20 protein-coding genes are annotated in these 26,306 nt (G+C 43.9%); 13 read left to right on the forward strand and 7 right to left on the reverse strand.

Annotation, left to right across the window (positions count from 1 at the left end; translation table 11 throughout):
• Positions 1-3 precede the first annotated feature (3 nt).
• From V7O63_RS06490 to V7O63_RS06500, 3 genes are all read right to left on the reverse strand, one after another.
• On the reverse strand, positions 4-1,161 hold the full coding sequence (locus V7O63_RS06490) for a formate--phosphoribosylaminoimidazolecarboxamide ligase family protein (RefSeq protein WP_340820691.1): 1,158 nt from the start codon (positions 1,159-1,161) through the stop codon (positions 4-6).
• 74 nt (positions 1,162-1,235) lie between these two features.
• Entirely contained in the window at positions 1,236-1,841 is a 606-nt protein-coding gene (locus tag V7O63_RS06495; RefSeq protein ID WP_340820692.1) for a stage II sporulation protein M, read from the reverse strand.
• A 3-nt stretch (positions 1,842-1,844) separates the two neighbouring features.
• On the reverse strand, positions 1,845-2,693 hold the full coding sequence (locus V7O63_RS06500) for a DUF63 family protein (protein ID WP_340820693.1): 849 nt from the start codon (positions 2,691-2,693) through the stop codon (positions 1,845-1,847).
• Between the two features lie 258 nt (positions 2,694-2,951).
• On the opposite strand from V7O63_RS06500, the gene V7O63_RS06505 reads away from it, so the two are divergent.
• The 13 genes from V7O63_RS06505 (at position 2,952) to V7O63_RS06565 (ending at position 22,792) form a co-directional block, all read left to right on the forward strand.
• A complete protein-coding gene (locus V7O63_RS06505; protein WP_340820694.1) occupies positions 2,952-4,016 on the forward strand; it encodes an NAD(P)-dependent glycerol-1-phosphate dehydrogenase in 1,065 nt (354 codons plus the stop codon).
• 58 nt (positions 4,017-4,074) lie between these two features.
• Positions 4,075-4,524 carry a UPF0179 family protein gene (locus V7O63_RS06510; RefSeq protein WP_340820695.1) on the forward strand — a complete coding sequence of 150 codons (450 nt, stop codon included), beginning with the start codon at positions 4,075-4,077 and terminating at the stop codon, positions 4,522-4,524.
• Between the two features lie 102 nt (positions 4,525-4,626).
• Positions 4,627-5,250 carry a DUF2150 family protein gene (locus V7O63_RS06515; RefSeq protein ID WP_340820696.1) on the forward strand — a complete coding sequence of 208 codons (624 nt, stop codon included), beginning with the start codon at positions 4,627-4,629 and terminating at the stop codon, positions 5,248-5,250.
• Between the two features lie 92 nt (positions 5,251-5,342).
• Positions 5,343-6,719: a coenzyme F430 synthase gene (gene cfbE, locus V7O63_RS06520; protein ID WP_340820697.1), complete on the forward strand. Its 1,377-nt coding sequence runs from the start codon at positions 5,343-5,345 to the stop codon at positions 6,717-6,719.
• 167 nt (positions 6,720-6,886) lie between these two features.
• Positions 6,887-8,017 carry a Ni-sirohydrochlorin a,c-diamide reductive cyclase catalytic subunit gene (cfbD, locus tag V7O63_RS06525; protein WP_340820698.1) on the forward strand — a complete coding sequence of 377 codons (1,131 nt, stop codon included), beginning with the start codon at positions 6,887-6,889 and terminating at the stop codon, positions 8,015-8,017.
• Positions 8,014-8,808: a Ni-sirohydrochlorin a,c-diamide reductive cyclase ATP-dependent reductase subunit gene (gene cfbC / locus V7O63_RS06530; protein WP_340820811.1), complete on the forward strand. Its 795-nt coding sequence runs from the start codon at positions 8,014-8,016 to the stop codon at positions 8,806-8,808. The genes cfbD and cfbC overlap by 4 nt, the downstream gene beginning before the upstream one ends.
• Before the next feature lie 59 nt (positions 8,809-8,867).
• A complete protein-coding gene (gene cfbB / locus V7O63_RS06535) occupies positions 8,868-10,319 on the forward strand; it encodes a Ni-sirohydrochlorin a,c-diamide synthase (RefSeq protein WP_340820812.1) in 1,452 nt (483 codons plus the stop codon).
• 571 nt (positions 10,320-10,890) lie between these two features.
• Positions 10,891-12,573 carry an alpha-glucan family phosphorylase gene (glgP, locus tag V7O63_RS06540; RefSeq protein WP_340820699.1) on the forward strand — a complete coding sequence of 561 codons (1,683 nt, stop codon included), beginning with the start codon at positions 10,891-10,893 and terminating at the stop codon, positions 12,571-12,573.
• 202 nt (positions 12,574-12,775) lie between these two features.
• On the forward strand, positions 12,776-18,937 hold the full coding sequence (locus V7O63_RS06545) for an S-layer protein domain-containing protein (protein ID WP_340820700.1): 6,162 nt from the start codon (positions 12,776-12,778) through the stop codon (positions 18,935-18,937).
• 157 nt (positions 18,938-19,094) lie between these two features.
• The gene (endA, locus tag V7O63_RS06550) at positions 19,095-20,153 is read left to right on the forward strand and encodes a tRNA-intron lyase (RefSeq protein WP_340820701.1); all 1,059 of its coding nucleotides are present in this window, start codon (positions 19,095-19,097) and stop codon (positions 20,151-20,153) included.
• A 64-nt stretch (positions 20,154-20,217) separates the two neighbouring features.
• A complete protein-coding gene (locus V7O63_RS06555; RefSeq protein ID WP_340820702.1) occupies positions 20,218-20,610 on the forward strand; it encodes a DUF2209 domain-containing protein in 393 nt (130 codons plus the stop codon).
• 44 nt (positions 20,611-20,654) lie between these two features.
• Positions 20,655-21,905, forward strand: coding sequence for a GTPase HflX (gene hflX / locus V7O63_RS06560; RefSeq protein WP_340820813.1), 1,251 nt, complete (start codon positions 20,655-20,657; stop codon positions 21,903-21,905).
• Between the two features lie 215 nt (positions 21,906-22,120).
• Positions 22,121-22,792: a PHP domain-containing protein gene (locus V7O63_RS06565; RefSeq protein WP_340820703.1), complete on the forward strand. Its 672-nt coding sequence runs from the start codon at positions 22,121-22,123 to the stop codon at positions 22,790-22,792.
• 31 nt (positions 22,793-22,823) lie between these two features.
• Here V7O63_RS06565 and V7O63_RS06570 read toward each other — a convergent pair whose 3' ends face one another.
• From V7O63_RS06570 to V7O63_RS06585, 4 genes are read right to left on the reverse strand one after another with little or no spacing between them, the layout of a single operon-like run.
• A complete protein-coding gene (locus V7O63_RS06570; protein ID WP_340820704.1) occupies positions 22,824-23,531 on the reverse strand; it encodes a dihydromethanopterin reductase (acceptor) in 708 nt (235 codons plus the stop codon).
• Positions 23,532-23,578: 47 nt separating this feature from the next.
• Entirely contained in the window at positions 23,579-24,166 is a 588-nt protein-coding gene (locus tag V7O63_RS06575) for a DUF447 domain-containing protein (RefSeq protein WP_340820705.1), read from the reverse strand.
• On the reverse strand, positions 24,166-25,122 hold the full coding sequence (locus V7O63_RS06580) for a triphosphoribosyl-dephospho-CoA synthase (protein WP_340820706.1): 957 nt from the start codon (positions 25,120-25,122) through the stop codon (positions 24,166-24,168). The genes V7O63_RS06575 and V7O63_RS06580 overlap by 1 nt, the downstream gene beginning before the upstream one ends.
• 32 nt (positions 25,123-25,154) lie before the next feature.
• The gene (locus tag V7O63_RS06585; RefSeq protein ID WP_340820707.1) at positions 25,155-26,297 is read right to left on the reverse strand and encodes a methanogenesis marker 9 domain-containing protein; all 1,143 of its coding nucleotides are present in this window, start codon (positions 26,295-26,297) and stop codon (positions 25,155-25,157) included.
• Positions 26,298-26,306: the final 9 nt, after the last annotated feature.

Consider the following 26,306-nt stretch of genomic DNA (forward strand, 5'->3'; position numbering starts at 1 on the left):
TCTTTATGTAATGATCTTGTCGAGCTGGTCTGTCTCGATTGCCCTTCTTATCTCGAAAGCAACACGGCGACCCGTGCTCATTGGCTTTCTCCATATGGTGTTTCCGTATGGGTGACCAACTGACATGTGGACATTTGTTCCTCCACCGACACGTGGTGCTACATCATATATGTAGAAGTTCAGGTCCTTGTCGACACATGTCTGGAGGCAGAACGGACCGATGACACCAGGGTCATAGTGTTTCTCTGCAGCCTTGATGTATTTCTCGGAAAGCTCGAATACCTTCTCAAGGAGTGATTCCCTGAGTGTTGCGGAGTTATGACCACATACGGTGTATTCAGGTGTGAGCTGGTGTTCTGCAAGTGTCATCTGCTGTGGTGCAGGCAGACGTACATGTCCGTCCAGACTTGTCTCAAAGCGCCAGTCGATACCAAGTATCTCAAGCTTGTTCATCTCTGTCTCGACAGGTGAGTAGAACATGTCGAAGTTGAACACCGGACCGATCACATAGCGCTCTATCCTTGCGTTATCAAGTGCATCCTGTGTGATAACACCCTGTTTAAGCAGGGACTGGGCCTTCTGCTGGTACTCCTCATAGGTTCCTGCTGTGAAGAAACCCCTTTCCAGTTTCTTTACTGCGTGAGGGAGCTTTACCATCACAAGTTCCTCGATGTCCTGTGGGTCAGCGATCCTTTCAGGGAATGGCAGTCCTGCCTTCTCAAGGAGCCAGTAGTAATCCTGGTCTATACCTCTCTCCTCGCTACGGAGCATGTTCCTGCTTCCTACAAGAGGCACCTTGAAATCGTTCTCCACTTCATCGATACCACAGTATGATGTGAAAGAACGGTTAGGGATGAAAAGTACATTCTCTTCGACCAGCTTCTTCTGGACTTCCTGTGAGGTTGTCTGACTGAACTTGTCCAGCATTATGTGCTCGTCCACGATACCACGGACGATCTTGCCATTGCTGTCTCTCTGTGCTTTGAAATAATCCGTATAGGTCTTCTCGCGTCCCTGCTGACATACAGCAAATGTCCTGAAGTCCTCTTCGATCGCGCCGTCAAAGACATCAAGTGCTGAATGTGATGCCACAGCGCCTATCTTGACCTTATCCATGTCATAATCTTCAATGATCTCTGCGATCTCTTTTCTGTCTATCATTATTTGCCCTCGATTTTGCCCAGACATTGTATTTACTGTTTATAAACCTGTTTACGCTGAAAGTAAGCGGTGATCTAAATACCTGTTACCAGATAGATTATTAGCGGTGTTATGAAAGTCTCTATTATTGCTGCAAGTAATATTAGTGGGAAAAGCCAGTGCAGGTAGAACTTGATCCCTTTTATTATCTCTTCCTTAAGGTCAACAGGTTCCGAACGGAGTGCCTGCAAGGCAGTGTATCCTATCTTCATTCCCACAGCAGATGATATGATAAGCATTGGGATCTCAATAATTCCATGGGGTGTCAGACCTGCTATTACGAACAATGCCCCGTTCTCGACGGTCATGTAATGTGCAAAGATACCAAGGACAAACCCGTTCAGGATAAGGAATCCGAATGGGACTATGCCAAGGATGAAGCCCAGTAGTATTGAGAAGAACATCTTGATGGCATTGTTCGCAAAGATGAACAGCATTATCTCTATGGCTGAAAGTCCTTCAAGCATCTCTGCAAGTTCTTCCAGCCCTCCGAGTGATTCCAGTGAAAGCGAAGGGTCCATAGCATAATAGACGTAACCTGCAATACTTGATATTAAAAATAGTATGAAGCTGACCAGAACAAAGGGTTTCAACTCATTGATATAGGTCCGGAATCTCTCTTTTGTGTTCTCATCGTGCATGGCTCATACTCCGAGTGCCATCCTGATCGTGTTCCTGCATGCAGGTGATAATCCAAGGACTATGATTACCAGTTTCAGGAAGGTCTTCAGTGTCTCTGATTCCCCGTCCTCGTCAAAATGATTATCCATTATATATAATACCGGAATGAATATAGATAGTTTTAACGGATACATGACAAGTGCAGTACCTGTGAGTTCGATAAGATATGCCGGAACCACATGTTTCTCATAATATCCAAGGAGATCGATCCCTGCGATGGTCGATGATGCGTCCATCAGGTGCACCCAGAGGATTGCCATGTTGATCTTACTTTTTAGCAGGTCCAGACCGATGTGGTCAAAGAGGTACTTCATAAGCAGAAGTATAACGCTTGCTGCACCAATTACAAAGACCGGCAACCATGGAAGGACCAGATCCTCAAGGTAGAACAATACCATGAGGTTCACGACGAACCATGCAAGTCCGAAATATGCAAAGGTCTTAAGGTAATCTCCGCTTCCCTTTAACCTCACTATCCATTTTGATAGCACCAGGAAGAACATCGTTATTGCGAACACGAAAAAATAGATGTTTGGGGTAATGAAAATGTAACTTGCCGGAGCAGTTATTATTCCCGTATCCTCTATGACCCTCAGGGATGAACCTGCAAGGACAAAGGGAACTATTGCTGCAGTAAGCCTGTCATCGATATTGATGTCCAGTTTTCTCAGTAGCTTGACAACGCCGAATATACAGATTCCGAGCAATATGGCCCATGTTACGGTATTTACGATATTGTAGCCACTATCGTGAAGTATGGGGTCTATGTAATAATTGTTTATGAATTCGGTGAGTTTATCTATCAATGGCATCATGATCACAGCAGTAATATAATATAGGAATATCCTAATACAACTAACACTTAATAGGTTTATTGGAAAAGCGGAACTCGACGAGAGAGTTCCGAATCAGTATACTCCTATCAGCAGCCTTCTCTTCAAAAAGGCTCGTCATCAGCATGGTGTTCGATAGGGTATGGACCATGGCCTTTTCATCATTTGATATGGTCTGGTATGATCATCCCCTATCATTCAATATCAATTAATATTCAGTTTTTGGCAGGTATATAAGTGATCCCGGCAAAAGGCAAAAAGAAATGGATGCAGTTACCAAGAGATGTTGTTGTGGGTCCTGATGTCATCTATGACGTGAAGGATGTCTGCGATGACCTGAAACTCAAAGAGGGTGCTTTCATAGTCACCGGTCAGAACACCCGAAGGATAGCAGGAGATGTTGTGTTCGACCTCCTTGAAGATAGTGGTTGTGAACCGGGTATCATAGTATCTAACGAGGCATCCATGGAGGATGTCCGTAGAGTGGTCGCTGAGGCCAGGGCTGCAAACTCCGAATACCTCCTGGGTGTCGGGAGTGGAAAATCCATAGACGTGGCAAAACTTGCAGCCACACAGCTCAGTCTTCCATTCATAAGTATGCCAACGGCTGCTTCACATGATGGTATAGTTTCCTCAAGGGCATCGATACATGATAAAGGCAGGAAATCCTCTGTAGAGGTGAATGCCCCAATGGCAGTGATAGCAGATACACAGATCATTTCCAGTGCACCTTATCGCCTGCTTGCTGCCGGATGCGGTGATATTATATCCAATTATACTGCGGTACTGGACTGGGAACTGGCCCACAGGTTAAGGAACGAGCCTTTCAGTGAATACGCCGCAGCTCTTTCCAGAATGACGGCACAGATACTGATGGACTCCCCGGAAGACATCAAACCCGAACTTGAAAGTTCGGTGAGGATAGTTGTCAAGGCCCTTGTTTCCAGTGGTGTTGCCATGAGCATCGCAGGTTCCTCAAGACCTGCATCAGGTTCCGAACACATGTTCAGTCATGCTCTTGATATGCTTTCTCCCGGCTCGGCCCTGCATGGTGAGCAGTGTGGCGTGGGGACTATCATGATGATGTACCTGCATGGTGGCGACTGGAAGAAGATAAAGGAGTGCCTGGAGATCATCGGTGCACCCACCACAGCTGAAGAACTGGGGATCGAAGATAAGTATATATTAGAGGCGCTTCTTGTTGCACATGAGATACGTCCGGAGAGATATACGGTACTCGGGGCGGGCCTGACCCCGGAAGCAGCAGAGAAGGTCGCACGACTGACAAAAGTTATTTCATGACCATTCCCTTACTTATCATAATATCATATCTGTAATTTCAAATATCAAGGTGATCCATATGACAGAAACCAACACTACAATTACACTTATCGGCTCAAGACTTGCAAAGGAAGGCGAAGATTTCATATTCATGGGAGAAGCCCGCGAATGTGGCAAATGCAAGCTGAAGCGGACATGCCTGAACCTTGACCCGGGCCGCAGGTACCGTGTTGCGAAGATCAGGGGAGATACGGTCCACAATTGTTTCATCCATGAGGGCGGGGTATTGACCGTAGAGGTCGAGAGTTCACCTATCCTTGCAGCGATCGAATCACGCAAGGCTGTAGAAGGTTCAAAGATAAGCTATCAACTTCCGGAATGTGAGGAGTTCGATGACAGTGTCTATGACATCCTGTACCCTGAAGGCCTTAAAGAAGGGGACAAGTGCACAGTTGTAAAGGTGATCGGTCCAATGGATGAGGAACTGGTTCACGGATGTTCATTGAAGAAGGTTGAACTTAAACTATAGTTCCCTTGCGAACAACTTTTATATAAAAAAGCAATTCGTAAAGATAAGAAAACTATCGCATAGATATCAAACTTATGATCATATATCAATAGAGGTAATTGAATGGCAGGGAAGGCAGGTGAATCATTTCATTATGATTTTTATACAGCAGAACGCTGGAACAACTGGATCAAACAGATAACAGAAAGTGATTTCAAGTTAGAGGAATCCGATGAACCACAGGGAAAGGAAGGTGCTATCTTCGTAAACATGGAAGATGACATAATCCTTGCATGCCTGAAGATCATCGCCAAGTACGAGAGGGAACAGATCCCACAGGAATCCGCTCTGGAATACATCGGAGATATAAGGGATATCGCACTTGCTGAGATCGACAGCATCTCTGAGGATGCGGACCTTATGATAGTCTCTCTTCAGACATCGCTTATGGGAAGCTTTGCAGCATGTGAAGCATACATATCCGGGGATTATGACGAGAAAGATGAGATCGGTGATCTCGTAAAGGTTGCCCTTGAAGCAGAATCCTCAGAAGACATTGAGATCGCACTTGGCACGATCGCTGAGATCGGTGCTCTTGTCCTCAGTGGAAAGGAACTCTCAGAGAAGGTCATGGAAGAGGTTCCTTATGGCCTTGTTGCAGAATGGCTTGATGGTATCGAATCCATCTACGCTGCAATGCAGGGCTCTGACAGTTACAAGGATGATGAAGAAGACGATGGAAAGTAAGTAGATCAGGGAAATCGTTCCCTATTCTCTTCATTCTTTCTTTTAGCCTTTAACCTGCTTTTTCTCTTTTTGTTCTAATTCATATGGATAACATGTTCGATCATAGCAATATTGCAGTCCTTGACCTTACACATGCAGGTATCATTATCGCTGAGAAGTTCTCAGGTCTTGGTTTTAACGTAACTGCGGTCGATGTCTACAGGACGGTGGACGAGGATGTTCTATCTCGACTTTGTTCAGAGAATGACATACGGACTTCAAAGGAAGCAATAGGCGTTGATGACTTTGACCTTATAGTAAGTCCTGCCCATCTGGGTCCTGAATATCCCATGCTTGCAGATGCAAGGGAAAAAGGCATCGAGATAATCACTCATCATATGGCGGTGGGTCACATATTAGCAATGACCGACTCTCTCAGGGGTGCTAAGGTCATTGAGATCACGGGTTCCAAGGCAAAGACAAGTTCAGCATCCCTCCTTGCCGGTATGCTCTCCATGAAGGAGAGGGTCGTACTTCACACATCCAGAGGCCTGGAATTGTGGGAGAATGGAAGTTCAAGGGTCCTGCATCTTGGTTTTAGCATAGCACCGGGAAGTGTACTGCTTGGAATTGACAAACTGGAGGAACTTGGTGTAGTTGCAGCCTGTTACATCTTCGAGATATCGATAGGCTTGACAGGCTTTGCAGATGTTGGCGTGATCACTACACTGGAGCCGGACTATCTGATAGCGGCATCGACCTCCAATGCGAGTGATTCAAAGATGAGTGTGCTCTCCTATGGTAAGCCGAAAGAGGTATTTTTCCTGAATGCCAGGGATGAGAAGGCACTGGATAAGGCAGATGGGAATAACAGGGATTATCTCACATTCAGTGATTCCGGGGAGATAAGTGCTGACCTTCAGGCTTATTTTGAGGATAATATGGTTGTTTTCAAGGATAAGGATGGGCTTTTCAGTTCGGTACTTTCACCAAATTACAATTATGGTTCATACGCAACAGCCTTCGCCGTTTCAGCTTCAGTGGCATTGAGGATGGGAGTATCTAAAGATGATGTATCTGCGGTTGTCAGTTCCTTTGAAGGCTTGCAGGGAAGGATGCAGGAAAAGCAACTTTCCGGCAGGGTACTTATCGACAATTCCAATTCCGGCATGGACATACGCTCTGTTGAAAAGGCACTGGATTATGCTTTGAGTAAAAGTGCTGATAATGTCAATTCTGGCAGGATGTTCATGGTAATTGGAGAGGAGGCTGCACAGGTATGTGAGGGTCTGCCACCAGAGGATGTTTCTGGGTTCATTGGCAGACGTGGTACTGATCTGGAAATGATCATACTTGTGGGTGAGAGGATGCAGGGAATATCTGAGGAAAATGTCATTTATGCATCAGGACTTGAAGAGGGACTGGAAATGGCATTTAAGCTTTCATCTGAGGATGATACTATCCTTTCATGCGTGAAATGTTTCAGATGATGATGCTTATTTTATCTTTATTCTTTTATTATGATCAGTCCTTTTATATGATAAAGGAATAGATAGTGCAGAAAAATGGACTTACTTTAAGTATACTATTTATTACGAAATTAAACAATTATAATAATCTAACTAATCTACAATCAAAGAAGTATATCGGGATACATATGGCAGAAAACGATATTTCTATAATACACCCGCGGCCAAGTTCCATCGTGGCTGCGTTATATACATTGCGTGACCTGAATGTTGATGTTGCGATACTCCACGGTCCGCCTGGTTGCTCATTCAAACACGCAAGGCTGCTTGAGGAAGATGGGATACACGTTGTGACAACAGCCCTTGATGAGAATGGTTTCGTCTTCGGAGGGCGTGATGAACTTTCTTCCCTGCTGGAGAAGGCCAATGAGATGTTCAACCCGAAACTTATCGGTGTCGTTGGAACCTGTGCCAGTATGATCATCGGTGAGGAGCTCCGTGAGCCTATTCAGGATGCTAACCTTGATGTTCCTGTCATAGAGGTGGAAGTGCACGCAGGATATCCTAACAACACAAAAGGTGTGCTGATTGCACTTGAATCTGCATGTGAGGCAGGTGTCATCGATGAGGAGGAACTCGAAAGACAGAAGGTCCTGCTTGAGGAAGCGACAAATGTCGAGAAACGTCACGGTGCAGCAAGCAAGGAATATCTTGTTCCTTCACGTGGTGACCTGAAGTACAAGGTCGCTGAGAAAGTTATCAATTACCTGAAAGAAGGCAAGAAATGCCTCACCATCATGAACGCCAAGAAGGAGACCGGCTACATGTTCGCCGACATCACCGTTGCTATCAATGAAGTGGCTGCACAACTTGGTGTTGCAGACAATGTCATCAACATGGCAAATGTGGATGATACACTTGGTCTTCCCCGTGTACGTCACCATGCAACCAGTATCATGAACGACTTCAATGAGAAGGGAGTACCGATCCATGAGGTGATTGGTGGTATGGACGAGTACCCGATCGCAGGTGACAGGGTAAGTGAACTCATCGCTGAGAAATACAGTGACTTCGACTTTGCTGTTATCACAGGAGTACCACATGCGATACCAATGGACAATCTCAAGGACATGGATGTGATTTCAGTGACCAACGGTCCGAGACAGGTCTTCCCTCTCAAGGATATGGGACATTCCAATGTCATTGTTGAGATCGATCTGCATCCAAAGACACTCGGTGTGAGCAATATAGTCGAGTCAGAGTTCGGTGCAACAATGCGTGAAGTGGCAAAGGACATGCTGAATGAGGAGGCAGCCTGATGGAACAGAAAAGGATAGCCATCTATGGTAAAGGCGGCATCGGAAAATCCAGTACAGCTTCCAATGTTGCAGCAGCCTGTGCCGACGAAGGTTACAAGGTTATGATCATCGGATGTGATCCGAAGAGCGATTCATCCATCACACTACTTGGTGGCAAGAGGATACCCACCATCCTTGACCTGCTCAGGCAGAAAATCGAGGTAAAGGAAGAGGATATCGTCCATGAAGGCTACAAGGGCGTGAAATGCGTAGAGGTAGGCGGTCCTGAGCCAGGTATCGGCTGTGCAGGGCGCGGTATCATCGTTGCTATCCAGAAGTTGAAGAAGGTATGCAAGTCCATTGATGATATGGACCTGATCATCTACGATGTTCCGGGGGATATCGTATGTGGTGGTTTTGTGGCACCTATACGCAAGGGACTTGTGAATGAGGCTTACATCCTTACATCCGGCGAGTACATGCCTCTCTATGCTGCTAACAATATCTGCAAGGGACTTGCCAAGATCGATACACCTCTCTCCGGCATTATCTGTAACTCAAGAAGTGTTACAAGGGAAGAGGAGATCGTGAGGAAGTTCTCCGAGGAGATCGGCAGCAAGCTTATGGCTTTCATACCAAAGGAACAGATCGTCCAGGATTGTGAGAGGGATGGCTTCTCCGTGCTTGAGAAGGCTCCAGATTCCTCAGTTGCCGGTGTCTATCGCGAGCTTGCACACTCTATTATGTCCAACGACAGTTCCGTACTGCCATCATCACTTGAAGATGAGAGACTGCGTGAACTCACACGTTAAGGTCTGATATCATGTCTGAAAACTCCTCGGTTCCGGAAAAGAAGGAGATTAAGGAAACTATGGAAACTATGGGCACTAAGGAAATACCAAGGATCCTCCTGTCAGCTGGAAGTTCATCCTCCGGTAAGACCACGATCACCATAGGTCTGCTTGCGGCTCTTACTGAAGCAGGTTACAAGGTCCAGCCATACAAGGTGGGTCTGGATTATATCGATCCCAGTTACTACACTGAGATAACCGGTCGCAGGGCTCGTAATATAGATGGTTTCCTTATGGATGAGGAGGGTGTCAGGGATGTTTTCATCCACGGTGCAGAGGTCGGTGAGGATGCTGATATCGCTGTCATCGAGGGTGTCCGTGGCCTGTACGAGGGCTTTGACAGCTTCACGGATACCGGCAGCACCGCACAGATAGCCAAGATCCTGAAATGCTCTGTTATCCTTATCGTGAATGCAAGGAGCATCACCCGTTCAGCTGCTGCTCTTGTCAATGGTTTCAAGGACTTCGACAAGGATGTGAATATAGTCGGTGTGATCCTCAACAACATTGGTGGTCCAAGACACACAAAGAAGGCAACCGAGGCTATCGAACACTATACAGGTATCCCTGTTATTGGTGTTATCCGCCGCAACAATTCAATGAAGATATCCATGAGGCATCTCGGTCTTGTTCCTGCAATAGAGGAACGCCGCCGTGCCGATAATTATGATGAACGTATCGAGTTCATCAAGAACACTGTCAAGGAAGGGATACAGGTCGACCGCCTTCTTGAGATGGCAAATGCGGCTCCGGGACTTGAACGACCTTCAAAGACCGTTTTTACCCCACGTGAGCTTGAAGGTGAGCCTCCGGTCATTGGTGTTGCACTTGATGAGGCCTTCAATTTCTATTATCATGACAATCTCGAACTGCTGGAGATGGCAGGAGCCGAGATAAAATACTTCAGTCCGATACACGACAGCAAACTACCCGATGTGGACGGACTCTACCTTGGCGGCGGCTATCCCGAGCTTTTCGCCGCAGAACTTGAGAACAATGTCTCCATGCGTGAGGATGTACTTGATGCCTCGCGTTCAGGTATGCCCATCTATGCAGAGTGCGGCGGTCTGATGTACCTGACCGAGAAACTGAGCACAGGAGTGAAAGGACAGGGAGCTCACCACATGGCAGAGATGCCTGAATCAACCCACGATATGGTCGGCGCGCTACCCGGACATACCCTCATGGGTCACAAACGTGTGGTCAGCTACAATATCGGTTCATTAGCAATGGATTCCGTTATTGGCAAAACAGGCAATTCCTTCCGGGGCCATGAGTTCCACCACTCAGAGGTAACCAACATACCAAAGGATGCGAAGTTCGCTATCAAACTTTCCAGAGGAACCGGAATAATCGATGGCTGGGACGGGCTAACGGTTGATAATACGCTGGGGTGCTATGCTCATCTGGTTGCGAGTTCCTACAGGGAGTTTGCGGGAAGCTTTGTGGACTTTGTGATGAAGAACAGATGATTTTATTGTTGTTTTTATTCATTTTTCCCATCTAATATAATTTCCAGGTTTTTCGGCTTTGTAGAGATCCTGTTAATTGCAACTTTGAACTCAGCAACTTTAAACAACTGCATTAGTTCAATGGTCTTCAGGATTGTGGTGAAGGAATATGTCGCCTGCTTCGGGTGGTAACATTGATCATTGTCTGTCACTGATATTTACAGATCAATTAGAAATACAAGGCTGCAGTGAACTATTATTTTGACTGATCGGAAGTCATGAATTTCTTAAACCATCCCGGAGGGTACGGCGAAGCCGGCACGATCAGAAAAGAAGAATGAGATAATCAGTTGCTTTCACTCGTATTCTGCATGCCGATAATTAAGAACCGGAATGTTCCTCATAAGATTGGGGTCTTGAAGTGTTTCTTCTTGCAGAGGTCTACAGGAATAGTTAAGGTACGGAGCCATAAAGGATCTGGAACTTCTGGAATGACCGGAAATACCGTTTGATCAATATCAAAAGGTCTTTTTATTTTCAAAAGAATTCTCTATATATCAAATGATATTCATGGGCACAGGTGCAGGCAAACATGGAAAATATGCATAAGGTAATTGGTCACAAGGGATGGAAGATCGCTTATTTCTCTATGGAGATCGGGTTAAAGAACGAGATGCCAACTTATAGTGGTGGCCTTGGTATCCTTGCCGGGGACACGATCAGGGCAAGTGCAGACCTTGGTCTTCCCCTTATCGGTGTGACCCTGCTTAACAGAAAGGGATATTTTCTACAGAAGGTCGATGAGGCCGGCCGGCAGACAGAACATCATCAGGAGTGGTCCCCTTCGGATTATATGGATCTCCTGCCTTACGAAATTACGGTAAGGATGCAGAAAAGGGATGTCAGGATAAGGGCATGGCTCTATGAACACCAGAGCCTTACAGGTTCGAAGATACCTGTGATCTTCCTTGATACTGATGTTGAAGGCAATTCCTTAGAGGACAGGATGATCACGGATAGTCTTTACGGAGGGGACAGGTCTTATCGTCTGAAACAGGAAATGGTGCTCGGTATAGGTGGTGTGAGGATGCTCAACAGCCTTGGATGTTCCATTACCAAATATCATATGAACGAAGGTCATTCAAGTCTCCTTGCCATTGAACTGCTGCGTCAGAACAACATGCAGCCTGAAAGGGTAAGGGAGGAATGTGTCTTCACTACCCATACTCCTATAGAGAGCGGCCATGACAGATTCTCACATGACCTCGTACTTGATGTAATGGATGAGGATGTGGATCTGGATGCTCTAAAGCAGTATGGGGGAGAATATGAACTTAATATGACCCTGCTTGCTTTGAATCTCTCCAACTACATCAACGGTGTGGCAAAAAGACACAGGGATGTTTCCAGGAAGATGTTCCCGGGATACGAGATATCATCTATAACAAACGGTGTACATTCATATACCTGGGTCTGTCCATATTTCAGGAAATTGTATGACAGGTATATTCCGGGGTGGGCTAATGAGCCGGAACTTCTGGTCAGGGTTCAGAGCATACCTGATAATGAGGTATGGGATGCTCATATGCTTGCAAAGAAGGAGCTTATCGACCATGTGAACAGCAGGTCCAATGCAGGTCTGGACTATGATACTCTGACGATAGGTTTTGCAAGACGCTTCACCGAGTACAAGAGACCTACCTTCATTTTCTCAGAACTGGATAGATTGAGAAAGGTCAACGAGGCCGGGAAGATCCAGTTGATATTCGCAGGAAAAGCGCATCCACGCGATACTATGGGAAAGGCATTCATTGAAAAGATATTCCAGTATATGGAAGAGCTCAAAGGTGAGATAAAGATAGCTTATCTTGAGAACTATGACATCGACCTTGCCATGAAGATGGTTTCAGGTGTGGATATCTGGCTGAACAATCCCCGAAAACCGCTGGAAGCATCAGGGACAAGTGGTATGAAGGCAGCTCATAATGGTGTTGTGAACTTCAGTGTGCTCGATGGCTGGTGGATCGAGGGATGCGTGGAAGGTATGACCGGCTTTGCAATAGGCCCTAAACCAGAGGTTGATAAGACCCTGGAACAGATTGAGAAGATGGAGCTTGATGACCTGTACAATAAACTCGAATACATAATGATCCCTAAGTACTATTGCAGGAGAGACGAATGGGTCAGCCTGATGAACAATTCCATCGAGATGATCGCTTATTATTTCAACAGCCACAGGATGATGCGTCACTATGTGACCGAAGCTTACCTGTGAGCTTTGTTCCTTCTTTTTTTTTCTATTTTAAGTCTGTTCTTAAAGTGATAGATCTGATTATTATACATCAGTATAAATTAATTATGTTTAAATATCAAAAAAACATACTTCGAGTGGGTGGACTTTCTTGAAATCTTATTGTCAAAAAACGATATTTTTAATGTTAGTGACTTTCTTGTTAGTACTCTTTGCAGGAAATGCAATGGCTGAAACCATGAAAGTTGACTGGAACGGTACTGGTGATCATATGTCTATTCAGGCTGCAATCGACAATGCGTCATCTGGAGATTCAATTGTTGTCATGCCGGGAAACTATACTGAGAATCTGCTGGTGGATAGGTCGGTTTCTATCTTTTCGGAGTCAGGGAATCCTGCAGATACGGTGATTCAGCCTTTTGATCTCACTGAGAAACTGATAACCATAAATTCAGATAATGTAGTAGTTAATGGCTTTACTGTAACTGGTGCCAATGCGTCAAAGGCTATATTCCTCTATGAGTCCTCTGGATGTTTGATAGAGAACAATATAGTTAGCTCAAACAAATATGGAATATACCTGAACAACTCTGATAATAATGAGGTTGTTAACAATACCCTGCTTTCAAACAACTTTATAGGTCTCTGTCTTTTTGAAAGTGATGACAATTCTGTTCGTTCGACTTATTCATCAGGCAATTTCATTGGTTTTGATCTGGTAAGTTCATGTAATAATGTTCTCTCGGATAATACACTCGAAAGTGATGGGGCATATGGGATATACTTCCATCAGTATTCACATGACAATTCCATAATGAACAATAATATTAGCAATACTTATTATTTTGAACCTCTTGGATCAAGTACTTTAATTTCAGCAAGTATGGAACCTATCTCATCAAATGAGAACAAAGAATTCGATGTATATCTTTTTGCAGATAGCAGCCAAAAAATGCTGAATGAATTCTCAATTTCTGAGTATGATCAGTCATCAACAAGCACTGCTCCTGGTGTATATGGTGGGCTTGGTCTATTTCTTAATAGGGATAACACAGGAAACATAATAGTAAGCAATGTTGTTGAAAACAGTTACATTCGTGGAATGCACTTTGGATATAGTTCATCAGGAAACACTATTTATGACAATTACTTCAATAACACAGATAATTTCTACCAGTACTACAACAATACCAACATCTGGAATATAACACTAACACCGGGTGAAAATATTGCAGGTGGCCCATATCTTGGTGGAAATTGCTGGACCAATCCTTCAGGTACGGATTTCAGTCAGACACATGTGGATCTAAATGATGACGGGATATGTGATGAATCGTATTCTATCGATCAATACAATGTAGATGAATTACCTCTTTATTCGTATCAAAATCTGCTTCCAGAAGCTTCAATATTCTCAATTTCACCGGGTTATGTAAAGACTGGTGAGTTAGTTCACTTTGCAGGAATTGGTATCGATTATGATGGATACATTCAGGAATATGGCTGGAGATCCAGTATAGATGGAGAACTGAGCGATGATGCTTACTTCAGCACAAATACATTGTCACCGGGAAATCACACTATCTATTACAAAGTAAAAGACAATGAAGATGAGTGGTCAGCAGAAGTCATAAGTCACTTGACGGTTGAAAATGATGATGAGGCATATATCAGAAGTCAGGTTTATAATGGCAGTGATCTCAACTCTATTTTTAACGAGAATGCCATACATATTGGAAGCGGACATTATGCAATTGAAATAAACTCATCCAATTTTAAAGCCTTTAATTACGATCTGGATACAAATACAGGCAGTGAATCATTTAGGATATGTAATTCAACTAATTTCAGCCATTCAGCAGATGGCAGGACAATTGAAGAAGGAATTATCAACTACAAAACTGAAATTCTTCAGGTAAATTACGAAGCAGACTTTGGTAATGAAGAGGCGTATGGATCAACACATCCTACCACATATCCATCAATAGGATTCTTTGGTGACAGATATGTTTCTCTCTCAGATGAAAATCCAGATGAAATTGTAAAATTACTTTTGGATAGCGATGATAAACATCTGATTAGAAAAAGTTCTTCCTTAGAACTCCATGAAGGCTACGAGCTTACAGCAAAACAAATTGATGTTGAAGGAGATAAAGTATGGATGGAACTATCCCAAAATGGAGAGTTCATAGAAGATGAAGTTATTGATCTTTCCGGCGATCCTGTAACATGGGAGTATGATCTGGACATTGGGGATGAAGGGGATGTCATTGTTTTTAGATTACTTGTTACGGATCTATTCGTGGAACAGGTCGACGAATTTGTTGTTGTAGAAGGAATATGGTTAATTGATTTTGAAAATCCCATAGATGTAGAAGCTGGATCTACTTTCAATGAAATGGAAGTTCAACTGGTTGATAATAATTCAATCAGAATGAACAATTTGAATAACATAATTCTTGAAAAAGATAGTACTATAAATGTTGCCAATGACCTTAACTTTAAAGTTGCTGATTCAGATGCACTGCGTTTCTGTCTGATTAAAACATACGACCAATCAACTCAACATGACATCCCAGGTGCCGTTGCAACAGGCCCAGAATCATGGGATTATTTGGATTTTGCTGGTCTATTCTATGATATTGACAATGCCATATCTTCTGAAACACTTGAAGTAACACAACCTTTGACGAGTACTGAGCGAATAATCCACCCAGGAAACCTCACATATACAACAACTATTCAGAAAAGTAATTTCTCATGTGATGAATTAAATTCTGACGGAGAGCAATATGAAGTTGTAGGTATACTAGGAGAAAAATACATACCTTTAGAACAGGGAAATCCGGCAAAACTTGGAAAACTGCTTCTTGACACAAATAAAGAATATGTTGTGACTGGAAGTGGTGATATTGATTTTAAGGATGGTTATGGTGTTCATTATTCCTACGATGAAGAAAAAGATGATTTTTATGTTTATTTTATAAAAGGCAACTGCATATATGGCAGAACCTCCATTAATAACACTGTTACTTTTGACCCGGTATCCCAGGATGCTATATGGAAATGGGAAGATGACATTGCTGGTGTAGACGATGTCAGAGTTATGGAATTGCATATTAAAAAGAGAGAGGGGCCGTTTTCGAAACAATTTATAATTGATGGGATCTGGATTTTAGACTTTGATGATATATTGGATTTTGAGATTTCAGATGAAGATGATATGATGGAAGTAACTGATATTTCTGACAATTCTATCACTTTCTCAAATTGGAATTCTATCAATCTATTATCAGGAAAGAGATTTGATATTTACAATAGTTTGAAATTGGAAGTTGCAGATAATAGTACACTTCATTACTATCCAATAGTTGAAAAGACAATACTCGAAAATACAGCAGCAAATATTGATTCTTATGAAACCAGAATAAGAAGTTACCAAAATGAGAATCCTACAATTAATATAAGCCTGGATTATCCTTCTGATGTGGTATGGTATTTAGATGGGGATTATCAACAGATCAATTACTCAGTAACAGATGCATCCTATTATCCGAATGCTTATGCATCAGGTGATTATGACATTACTGCTTTTGTATCAAATGAAAATGGAACAGATGTTATAAACTGGGACTGGGGAATTATAAAACCAACAACTTCAGTTGATATTACCCATACAGGAAATATCGAAATTAGAAGCCCTGTATATGACAAAAATGATATAGTAGCACTTAATGACAACAATACTTTCATAGAAATCAATGCTTCCAACTTTGCAGGTTTTTATTGTGATATGGACAGAAACCTGTCAACTGAAATGATTTTTATAGAGAATATGACATCTGCAGAAAACGGAGACTTAAAGATTGGAAAATATGGACTAAAGTATTCCACTTCTGTCCAACAGGTCATGTACAAAGCAGATTATGGAAATAGCAAATATGGATTAAATGACACATATCAAGTAATAGGAATCCTGGGTGATCCTTATGTCCCAATTACTGAAATAGAAAATAGTAAAACATGCAAGTTTGCAAAATTACTGGTTGACACTGATAATAAATATACATTAAGAACAAATTCATCTCTTGAACTTGCAAATGGCTATGCGCTTACAGCAAAGCAAATTAAAGTTGAAGAAGATAAGGTCTGGTTGGAACTATCCCGAAACGGAGAGTTCGTTGAAGATGAAGTAATAGATGTAAGTGATGGATTAGCAATATGGGAATATTATTCTGACCTTGGAAACGAGTCTCATGTACTTATCTACAGACTACTTGTAAGTGACGTATTCCAGGGACAAGTCGATGCTCTTGCAGTTACACAAGGAATGTGGTTGATTGACAGTAATGAAGATAACCTGCTTGAAATTGATCAGGGAGACCGGTTCAGCGAACTGGATGTCGATCTCTTGGACAATAATATAATAACTATGTCCAATAACCATGATGACATCATTCTGAAAAAAGGAGAAGACACAACCATAGCACTGGATTTATCAATAAAACTTTCAAATTCAAGTGATTACAATTTCTATCTTAAAAAGGATATTTACCCTACTGAGGAATATGAACTTAGGGGTACGGTGGCTACCGGACCAATTATATGGAATGATGAATTGTCTTGGAATTTCAAGGACTTTGCCGGCTTTGTATATGACTTTGAAGAAAACGTCGGAACAGAGCAACTCAATATAAACTATATTTCAAATAGCTCTATCGAAGAAGAAGGAATCACTTATTACTCCACACTTGTTCAAAAAGGATATACTGCAAATTTCACTCCTGAAAACAACATCCATTATAATGAAACATATCCTATGATAGGCATTTTCGGGGAAGAATATGTGTCCCTTACAGACAGTAGACCGGATGAATTAGCAAAACTGATAATCGATTCTGATTCACAATATACTTTGAAAATAGGCTCACCGCTTGAACTTCCAGAAGGCTTTGAATTAATCGTAAATGATATTGAAGGCAATGATACTGCGGTTATTAGCATATTCAAGAACGGAGAACTACAGTATAGTGAAAAGATAGATGCTTTTGCTGGAGAGTTTACTCTTGAATATCAGGAAGATATAGTTTCTCAGAAAAATATCATTGTTTTCCGCACAAATATTAAAGAAATAATTTCCGAAAAAACGGACAGCTATATAATCCTGAATGGACTCTGGATGGTAGATTCTGAAAGTTATCTTGCAATAAATACAGGAGACCGATTTGGAGAATTTGTAGTCGATTTTATCGCAGAAGATAATATCCATATGTTTAATTTTAGAAGTATTTCTATAGGAAAAGGGTACGAGATAGAACTTGCTGAAGGTATCAAACTAAGAATTGCTGACAGTGATTCATTGCGCTTCTACCCTTATAGAGAATACCAGCCAACTGGAACCCTAAGCAATTATGTACCATCTGTCTCTTCATTGCTTCTTTCAACAAACAAAACAATGTTTGGCTCAGAAGTAAGCTTCTATGGAAACGGAACCGATCAAGATGGCTCCATAGTTGCCTACAACTGGCGCTCGAATATCGATGGCCAGTTAAGCACAGAGTTAAGTTTCACATCTTCTGATCTTTCAGTAGGCAATCACACAATTTACTTCAAGGTCAAGGATGACAATGGTGACTGGTCCGATGAGAACTCAGAAAATATCCTGGTAAATCCCGTTTCACCTACTACTTCAACATCCACAAGCTCTGGTGGTGGCGGAGGAGGCGGTGGTGGAGGTGCCACAGGCGAACTCTACGAGAACATCGCATTCAAGGACGTAAGGTCCGAGTTCGTTACAAAAGACTCTGTCACATCCTATGACTTTACGGATGAGGACAACGAATTGGAATACATCCGGTTCACAGCTTCCCGAAACTGGGGTAAGATCTCTACAACTGTGGAGTGTCTGCATGATACCTCTGCTCTTGTGGATAAGGAACCAGAGGGAACCGTATATCGCAATCTCAACATATGGGTCGGAAAATCAGGTTTCTCTGAGAACATAGAGGATTGTGTCATAGGTTTCAAGGTCAGTAAGGAATGGCTTGCAGAGAATGAGATTGATGAAGGTAGCGTAAGGCTTCTGCATTATTCTGATGGAGAATGGGAAGAGCTTGACACGGAACTGGTAGATGAGGATGATGGATATCTTCACTTTGAAGCAAGGACGCCGGGATTCTCTCCGTTTGCAATAGTGGGGGATTCTAAGAGGAAAGCTCTGGATTCGGGCGATGACTCGGTATCAACAGGTTCTGTCAATGAAGAGGCAGTGTCAGATGATTATCAAGAGGAGACAGCTTCAAAGAGCACTCCTGCATTCGAAGGTGTTGTCTCGATGCTTGCATTCCTGCTTGCAGGCTACTGTATGGTCCACAGGAAGAAGAGTTGATACTCATCTTCCTTTTATTTTCTAACTGGAACATTTATTCTGTTGTCTTTTTCCTTTACTGTTCCCTATCTTTCACTCCATCATGGTTAAATAGGTAGTCCCATATTTGAATCCATACACATTTGTATTACATTCTTATTCAATTCAGGTGAATTTTTTGATCGGAAAACTTGTCAAAGATAGGGTTAAGTCGGGTAAACAGGCTATCAATGAGCTGTACAATACCGGCTACTATGGTCGTCCAAAAGGCGATGTTCTTGAACTCACGCTTGTTGAGGCTGCATATCTGCTTTACAAGAACAGGCTTGAGATCACGCTGGATGACAGGACCCTGGGTTTTGAGGAGTTCTTCACAGAAGCATCCAGAAGACAGCAGTTCTTCGAGCTGAAATATATCGTTTACAAGGACCTTCGTGAAAGAGGTTACTACGTCCAGCCTAGTGTGACGGATTTCCGGGTGTATCCGAGGGGAGGTCATCCTGGTAAGAGTCAGGCAAAGATGTTCGTTTACGTGAGGTCCGAGCGTGTACCCATGCTCCTTAAGGACCTTATATCACAGTACAATGCTGCGCTGAACGTTCGCAAGCAGATGGTGCTGGCAATCGTTGACGAGGAAAGCGACCTCACATATTATGAGGTCAAAAAGGCTGATATAAAGGGTAAGATGGATACATCTCTTCCCGATGGTGGTACAATTCCTGCCACCATGCTTGAGGACCGTGTGCTTATCTGGGACGAGAAAACATCACATCTGCTCCATGAGAATGGTTTCTACGGTAAACCTCTTGATAATGAAAGACTGCAGTTGTCCCTTGTGGAATCAGCCTACCTGCTGGAGCAGGGGGTTATAGAGATAAAGGAAGGTTCAGAGAACGCAATTGTCGACCTGGCACAGTTCTCTGAGATGGCTTCATCCATCGAACCGGATTTCATGCTCAAGTACAGTGCATATGTGGACCTTCGCAGCAGGGGCTTCGTTCCAAAGACCGGTTTCAAGTTCGGTACTCATTTCAGGGTATACGATGAGGTCCGCTCCATCAAAAAACTTCCCCACTCTGCATATCTTATCCATGCAATACCACAGGATCATGAGTTCTTCCTTCCTGTGATGTCAAGGGCCGTGAGGCTTGCCAACAGCGTCAGGAAACAGATGCTCTATGCAGTGGGATATTCCAGCGGCGTCGAGTATGTCGATATTGGCAGGATAAAGATGTAGTTGCTATGTCATCAGGGAACGAACTGCTCAAACTTATATAATATCCATGTCTTTGCTTTAGCAGATGTTCGATATCATAGCAGTTGATATTTCTGGCCGGCACAGGGTAAATGATGAATACCTGATGGTATGCGCTGCTGTGGCTGCTTCTGTCACTGCGGACCATGTGGAGAAGGTCAACCAGATAGCTATAAGGTCATTCAAAAGCAGATCGGCTCCGGATGTCCAGGATGTTGTCAGGATGGTGGAGGATACTGTTTCCGAGCTGAAGTTCGATGGTACCATTGTCACGGAGGCAGGTGATTTCTACAATAAGCCCCAATGGTTAATTGATAGTATGTTCTCCCATGAACTCAAATATCAGGAATCACTGAGTGAGAGAAGATGTATCGAGATAGCTCATCATGTGTCGCTTAGCTCAAGGAAGCTACTTCTCAAAGAGCTGGGTATCCAGTGAGATCAGGGATAAAAGTAAAACCACATAATGATCAGGGGATATCTATAATGCGTGCGATTCTGGTAAAGAGGAATGACCCGAGGTCTGAGGACGCTAAGAACGAACTTCAGATGAAAGAGCTCAGAGAACTTGCCGGAGCTGCAGGTTATGGGATCATCGCCGAGCTGACACAGACCAGACATCCTGACAGGAAATACCATCTTGGCAGGGGTAAGGTTGAGGAACTGGCACAGATGGTGGCAGAACTCAGACCGGATAAGGTCATATTCCATAATCCTCTCACAACCATGCAGATCTATAACATCTCGGAGATCTGCCGTTGCGAGACCATAGACAAGTTCCAGTTGATCCTTGAGATATTCGCCACAAGGGCAACCACACACCGTTCAAAACTGCAGGTGGAACTTGCAAGGCTCGAGTATGAGCTTCCACGTGCAAGGGCTGTCATATCCCTGCTAAAGAAGGACGAAAGACCGGGTTTTATGGGACTTGGTGGATATGAGGACTCCTATGCGCAGGATGTCAAGAACCGGATGATCCGTATCAGGAAAGAACTTGAGACTATACAGAAGGACAATGAGTCCCTAAGGGCTCACAGGCATTCCCGGGGTTTCTCCCTTGTTGCACTTGCAGGATATACAAATGCGGGAAAAAGTACCCTTTTCAATTCACTTGTGGAAGAGACCGTGGAATCAAAGGATATGCTTTTCACGACATTGCTCCCGACCACCCGTTCACTGAATGTACAGGGACGTGATGTCCTCCTCACGGATACCGTAGGTTTCATAGAGGACCTTCCTCACTGGATGGTGGATGCTTTCAGGTCTACCCTTGATGAGATCTTCCTCGCAGATGTAGTCCTCCTTGTTGTGGATTCATCAGAGCCACTTGATCTGATACGCAAGAAACTTCTCGTATGTCATGAGACAATGTGGGACCAGTTGCAGGATGTCGGTATTGTGACCGTTTTCAATAAAAAGGATATGATATCCGAAGAGGAACTTCAGGAACGTATGTCAGGTCTTGGTTATCTGGCACCGAACCCTGTAGCCGTATCAGCGAGGTCACATCTGGGTTTCGATGAACTAAAGGCCGGTATTCATGACCTGCTTCCTGAGTGGGAACGCATCACCCTCTCATTCCCTATGTCAGAAGAGGGTATGTCCCTCGTGGCGTGGATATTTGATGAAGGTATCGTCCACAGTGTCAATTATGAAGAAGGCATATCAATAGACTTTGAAGCCAGGGATGAGATTATAAACAAAGCCCGGTCAGCTGTGAAAACATTATTCTGAGCCTACTTTTCCGGAGTGGCTAAATAATTTTATATCGCCCGATATATATATATGCTATAAAGTCGTTAGTATGTTTGCGAACGGGACTAACTTCTCTAATGTACCACCAATCCTATCCAACCACCCAACCACCAAAATTCTATTGCCCGTTCGCATACCACCTATTAAAGCTGTTCTAAAATATCTTTATTAACTCTCAGGACTATGGTATTTGCATGAAGTTCGATCTTCACGTCCACTCCTGTTATTCAAAGGATAGCAATGCCAGTCTTGATGACATCCTCGAACATGCTGCAAGGAACGGCCTGGACGGCTTTGCCATATGCGATCACGACAGGATAGAAGGCGGTTTCGCCTGCTCTGAAAGGGCTAAGGAGTTGAATTCAGATCTTATCGTCATTCCCGGTGTAGAGGTAAGTTCGTCAAAAGGTCATATCCTGGTCCTTGGTGTACGTGACGCAATAGAACCGGGCCTGAGCCCAGAGGAGACTATCAAAAGAGCACGCCAGCAGGGTGCTTTGGTGATCATCCCCCATCCTTTCAAGATCACATCACATGGGATAGGCTACATAGAAGGTCTGGATGCCGATGCAATAGAGGTTCTCAACTCCCGCTGCGTGACCAATGGTCCTAACAACAGGGCCAGAGAGGCAGCCGGAGAACTTGGTTTTCCCATGGTCGGTGGCAGCGATTCCCATGAGGCAGAAATGGTGGGCCGTTCATATACGGAGATAGATGCCGATGAAAGGACGGTTGAAGCAGTCCTTGATGCTATCAGAAAAGGAAAGACAGCTCCAGGGGGAGGAAAGACCCCTGTCTCATTTGTTGTCAAACAGATGTTCATAGGACACCTGAACAAACTTGGCAGACGTCTTGGAATGAGATAAAAAGATAAGATAAAAGAATAGGATTGTGAAGTTACAGGATGTCCTTCAGGATATCCGATATATCCTCAGGCTTTTCAAGTACTGTTATTCCTTCAAGCTCCTTGATGATATCAACATTCCTTGCATCGATATCCCTTACTTTCAGTTCCACAGGTCCGCCCTTGATGGCATTGAAATCGCAAAGTTCCTTGCATATCCCGCATCCGTTACATTTGAGCAGATCGATCTGGTCTGTGATCGCATCGTTGGGGCAATTGTCCCTCGGAGGACACGGGTCACATTTCTGACAGAGTTCCCTTGCGATACCAAATGGAAGTTCAGATATAACGACACCTGCTATGTCAACAGGTACGACATAGACCGGTACTCCTCCTTTCACTGCCTGTGCAACTGCATTGCTGACAAGTGAATCCGCAGTACCATGTGCGATCTTCGATACGGTGTTGGAAGTGGCAGGGGTCACGATAAGTGCGTCATATTTGTCAAGCAGGAAACGCCCTGTCTTTGGCCAGCTCTTTCCCTGTTGTGTCTCAAGGAAGACCTCTTCCAGATATTCACCACATGATATCTTTTCCAGTTCATCCTCCAGACCGTACATCCTGACAACCTCTTCGGCTGCACTGGAGAGGAAAGTGTTCACTCTGACATCATATTCATCTTTTATCTGTTTGAATATTCCAAAACTGGAAGTAAGGAAATGTCCTGCTCCGGTAATTCCCCATGCTATCGTTTTTGTCATAGGGAGAGAATAGTTCTTTTCTTATTAATATCCTTTTCATCAGGGTATCAGAGATAGTTGTAAAGCAGTTCCATAGCTTCTTTCTCTTCATCTCCGCCACACTTCTCCACGATATCCCCATATGCCTTTATCAGCCTGAGGTACTTCTCATCGCCTGTGAGTTTGTATCTGGTGGCATGTATGCATGCTTCGATGACCCCGAAAAGACCACGGTTGGGAGCCCTGAGTATGCATCCGTTCACACGGCTCATTACAGGTACCAGTTCTGCTATCAGTGCCTCTGAGGTGAGTTTCGTGTTGGTGCATTCAAAAGCCACCCAGCATTGTGCTTCTTTGAGTGCGGCAAAACTCATTCCGTTACAATGGACAGTCTCGAAGTCGGAGTCATCAAGGTCCCCAAAAGTAGAATCGACAAATATAATGGGGTCCCATGTGATATTTGCAACCACTCTCTTCTCGGATAGTACGTTGTTATAAGTGGTGGAATCCTTGAACAGGCGCAGGAAGAGCTTGTCCTTTTTCCTGATGATTCCCATGGGAGCGGCATTAGCTGTCCATCCATGGGTGGTTGTCACGATGGTCTCAGAGATGCCTTCATAGATACCAAGATCATCAAGGTCGATTTTATTGAGCATTAGAATCGTACTCCTGCAAGCAATGAGATGAACAGGCCGGCGATGACTATATCAGCCGTGGATCCCGGATTGATCCTCTTCTCAAGAAGCTCTTTGTCCAGTTCATCTATCATAGGTAATATAGTATTAAAGTTATCATTGCTACTATATATCTTTTCTACTATTGCCTTTGCCTTCCCGGATACATACAATGCGGTATCGTTATCGGTCTTTGTGCTGATGAACGTATCCTCATTCTCTGAAAGTATCTTGAGGAAAGCATAGACCGTGACTTTATTGATATCTGCTTCTACCTTCGGGGCAAGCACCCCGTTCATACCATCGATTATGATCTCCGCGCATTCTGCACATCTCTTGAAACCGGTGACCCACTCGTTGGCTATGATGTCGTATCCTCTGGCGATATCCATGAGTCTGTAAAGGGTCATATTCTTCTCGTTGAGCTCATTGATCGCTTCATTGTCCTGAAGGTCGAACTCGTCAACGGGATTGACCTTCACACCCGCTGCATCGAAGCAACTGTAAAAGTTCACTGAATCCTTTGTGTCAGTATCCCTGACCATCCTGTGTGCAGCCTCTATCAACTGCTGGATGGTGAAGCTCTCATCTTCCTCGAATATCTCTCCGCAGGCCATTGCAAGCGGGACTAGCAGGATGAATGCACCGAAATGTGTATTCCCACCCCTTTGCCAGCTCACACTTTCAGTGACAGCATTCCTGATGAGCCTGCCAACACCTTTTGTGCTGGATGATGCTTCCTCTATAACCGGATAGACTGCGGTGGCCGAGCTGAGAAAATGCTCGTAACGTGTGTCCTCGTAGTCATCATGCCTGTCGATATTCCCCGGTTTGGGATAGGCCGATACTTCCAGGCACATGGCAAGCTGGGCACAGCGTGCTACATAGGATGAAAGAGGATAGTGCCCTCTTTCTATTGTATAAAGTGCATCCTTCATCTTTGTCAGTCTTATTTGTGGTCAGTTACCGGCTATTTTTTAGCGTTGACCGGCTTTTTAGCATGGTCCAGAATGTAGTCTGCAAGTTCCTTCTTGAGGTTCATATACTCGGCATCTGATACTCCGAGTGTCTCCAGTACCCCGTCCCTGAGATAACATGGCTTTGATATCTTGCAGCACCATGCAAGGCTTCCGAAACATGTGCTATCGCCGTATTCAAGCATGGTTCCCTTTACAAATTCCATCTTGATGTCAGCAAATTCCTGAGCGCTGTATCCAAGCTTATCGATCACATTATGTACAGGACATGGTTTTACAGGCAGGCAGCAGAAAGCAAGTCCCCTGAGGTCACCTTCTCCTCTGCACACATGCTTTGGAGCATTATACCATCCAACATCCCTTTGCTGTGTTGATATCATATTCACAAGACTGGTGATAAGTCCTTCATTTTCAAGAACTCCTCTTGCAACGGAGACCATTTCAGCACCCCTTGAGAACATGTCCTTTGCAGTCTCAAAGTCAGTCACGGAGTTGTTGCAGATGAGGAACATCCTTGTGGAGTCACGAACATCCTTTATGAGCTTAAGGTCTGCACCTGCACCTTCCTTCATGGCGTCAAGGTGAAGTATGTCCGCACCAGCACTTTCAATTTGCTGCACCATCTCGATATCATCGACGACATTGGCACGTACTTTCACAGAGAGCGTGACTCCTGTTTCCTTTATCTGTTTTATCCAGTCACAGAGCTTTGTAAGGTCGGTTAGCAATGCCTGTCCTGTACCGATATCTGTCATTTCCTTCTGTCTGCAATGTGCATCTATCTCAAGGATAGCACCTGCTTCCCTGACGACCTTTGCAGCTTCGATGAGCGGTTCCACCGTTGTGCTCCTGACATTGACAGCTACGACAGGTCCGTCGTTGACAGCCTTTATCTCGCTTTCGATAAGTTTCAATGGTTCATCGGACTCGAACTCTTCCCTGCCCCTTGCAACTATCTCAGATGCGGCTTTCTGTGTTGCTTCGTCGAGGTTATATCCTCCGAGTATCACAAGTCCTGCATCCTTTGCTTTCTCGTTAGCAAAGCTACTATCGGTCACTCCGCCCATTGGAGCAAGTGCAATGGGATTCCTGAAAGAGACATCTCCTACCTTGATATTAAAAAGATCATCTGACACGTTTTTACC

This window comes from Methanolobus sp. WCC4 (genome assembly GCF_038022665.1).
Taxonomy (GTDB): domain Archaea; phylum Halobacteriota; class Methanosarcinia; order Methanosarcinales; family Methanosarcinaceae; genus Methanolobus.